We start from the raw sequence: 2,537 nt of genomic DNA, 5'->3' as shown, positions 1-2,537 counted from the left end.
CGTTTAGAGTTTCGGACGCCGTGAGGCGTCGGAAAGTCGGCGGTGCCCGATCCCGCGGGCCGCAGGCGGTGGTCTATGGGGATTTGGATTTTGGGCGGCGCTGGGCGCTGGCAGGGGCTGCCGATATGCGGACGTATTTGAGAGTGGACCGTCTGCTTTTTGGGCAGTGATGTCGCTGCGTAAATGCGGACCGTCTGATTGTGGCAGATCGAAGTCCGCTTTTGCGCAGGATCGGCGCAGCTCTCGTCGTTCCCCGGTGCGTGGATGCAGCGGGGGCGATCGACCATATGCCGTGCCGGATCACGACGCAGGGCTCCCGGGTGCGCGGATCGCAGATGGCGGCGCGCGAGCCTGGTATCTGCGTTCGATGAGCTCGATCACGACCATGCGTCCGCCGCAGCACGGACATGGCGGCGGGACATAGGGCTGTTCGTCAGGCGTGTCGTCAGTGGCAGGTGATGTGACCGCGAGCAGTTCGCGGGCGCGTTGCAGACTGTCCTTGCGGGTGCCGCTGGCGAGCAGGCCGTAATGACGGATGCGATGGAACCCGCGCGGCAGGTTGTGCAGTAGGAAGCGGCGGATGAACTCGTCTGCCGCCAGCGTCATAACCTGCTGCCGGTCGGCTCCGCCGCGGCGATAATCCTTGTAGCGGAACGTGACCCCGTCCTCATCGTATCGGAGAAGGCGGCTGTTCGAGATGGCGACCCGGTGGGTGTAGCGGGACAGATAGGCGAGCACCGCCTCGGGTCCTGCAAACGGCGGCTTGGCATAGACCACCCAGCGCTTCTTCCGAACAGGTGATAGATGCCGCAGGAACGCCCGCCGATCGGCAAGGTGGCTCATGCTGCCGAAGAAGCCGAGCTGGCGCATGTCGTGGAGCGCGAGCAGTCGGGTCAGGAACAGACGCCGGAACAACGCACCCAGGACCCGCACCGGTAGGAGGAACGCTGGCCGCGCGGAGATCCAACGCATCCCATCGGGTGACAGGCCGCCGCCGGGCACGATCATGTGGATGTGGGGATGATGGGTCAGGGCCGAGCCCCAACTGTGCAGCACCGCGGTGATGCCGATCCGCGCGCCAAGGTGCTTGGGGTCGGCTGCGATCACCTGCATCGTCTGCGCGGCCGCCTTGAACAGCAGATCGTAGACCAGCGCCTTGTTCTGGAGGGCGATGGAAGCGATCTCGGCCGGCAGGGTGAACACGACATGGAAGTAGCCGACCGGGAGCAGGTCGGCTTCACGCTCGGCGAGCCAGGTGCGTGCGGCGGCACCCTGGCACTTGGGGCAGTGCCGGTTACGACAGCTGTTATAGGCGATCCGCCAGTGGCCGCAGTCGGTGCAGGCCTCGACGTGACCGCCCATCGCAGCGGTGCGGCAATGCTCGACCGCCGACATGATCTTGAGCTGATGCAGGCTCAGATGCCCGGCGTGCCTGGCACGATATGCCGGGCCCGCAGCGCGGAAGACGTCGGCGACCTCGAGGGAGGTGCGCATCTCACCTCAACCGTCAGGCGCCTCTGCATCGGGCGAGGTCAGCGCGAGCCGGTCGAGTGGACTGATCACCGCGCGCATCGTCCTGGTCGCGACCTGGGTATAGAAGGCGGTGGTGTTGAGCTTGGCGTGACCGAGCAGCACCTGGATGACACGGATATCGACACCGTCTTCCAGCAGGTGTGTGGCGAAGCTGTGCCGCAAGGTGTGGGGTCCGACCCGCTTGGCGATATCGGCCGCCTCCGCTGCTTGAACCACGACGCGATAGAGCTGGCGCGTGCTGATCGGCACGGTCGCGTTCTGGCCTGGGAAGAGCCAGCCGCCAGGAAGCATGATGCCCTGCTGCCGCCCGGCGCGCCACCAGTCCCGTAGCAACGGAAGCAGACCTTCGGGCAACATGGCGTTGCGATATCGTCCGCCCTTGCCGCGTTCGATGCGCAACACCATCCGCTTGCTATCGACATCGCTCACCTTGAGCGCGGAGACTTCGGCAACGCGCAGCCCCGCGCCGTATGCGACCGACAGCGCCGCCTGGTGCTTGAGGCAGGTGGTGGCGTCCAGCAGCCGCTTCATCTCGGGGAGGGTGAGCACAACCGGGATCTTGCGAGCATGGGCGGTGCGGACCAGCTTGCGCGCAAGGTCAGGCCGGTCGAGCGTGTTCGTGAAGAAGAACCGCAGTGCCGCCACCACGCTGTTCATGGTCGGGCTCGGAACGCCGGCATCCTGCTGCTCGATCTGGAACCGGCGTACATCTTCGGCGGTCGCGGTGTGCGGCGACCGTCCCAGCCAGGTCGCAAACCGTCCGACGTCGCGCAGGTAGTTGCGCTGCGTCTCGCGTGAAAACCTGCGCATGGTCATGTCATCGATCAGACGCTGGCGAAGCGGGCTGACAGGGCCCACCGCAATGAGATCGTTCATCGTTCGACTCCTCATGTTGAAGAGTCGAAATGCTCTGCTTGTGACCGGCGCCGCTCAATCCCGGCGACGCAGTCCCGATCCAGACCTTACCTCACCACTGACGCCAATCCCGCGCAGCGGGTTCGTGC

The 2,537-nt window shown here is 65.5% G+C and carries 2 protein-coding genes; both read right to left on the bottom strand.

What is annotated here, in order from left to right:
- Nucleotides 1-300 precede the first annotated feature (300 nt).
- The gene (locus tag ACX0GZ_RS14720) at nt 301-1,494 is read right to left on the bottom strand and encodes an IS91 family transposase (protein WP_458817506.1); all 1,194 of its coding nucleotides are present in this window, start codon (nt 1,492-1,494) and stop codon (nt 301-303) included.
- 6 nt (nt 1,495-1,500) lie between these two features.
- Entirely contained in the window at nt 1,501-2,409 is a 909-nt protein-coding gene (locus ACX0GZ_RS14715) for a tyrosine-type recombinase/integrase (RefSeq protein WP_458817505.1), read from the bottom strand.
- Between the last annotated feature and the right edge of the window lie 128 nt (nt 2,410-2,537).

The sequence above is a fragment of the Sphingomonas aestuarii genome (assembly GCF_054457155.1).
Note: the sequence above shows the minus strand (reverse complement) of the source record. Positions and strands in the feature narration are given on the sequence as shown.

Bases quoted from the DNA above. Each gene is read 5' to 3' on its own strand.
- ACX0GZ_RS14720 (WP_458817506.1), bottom strand. From the start codon at position 1,494: ATGCGCACCTCCCTCGAGGTCGCCGACGTCTTCCGCGCTGCGGGCCCG.
- ACX0GZ_RS14715 (WP_458817505.1), bottom strand. From the start codon at position 2,409: ATGAACGATCTCATTGCGGTGGGCCCTGTCAGCCCGCTTCGCCAGCGT.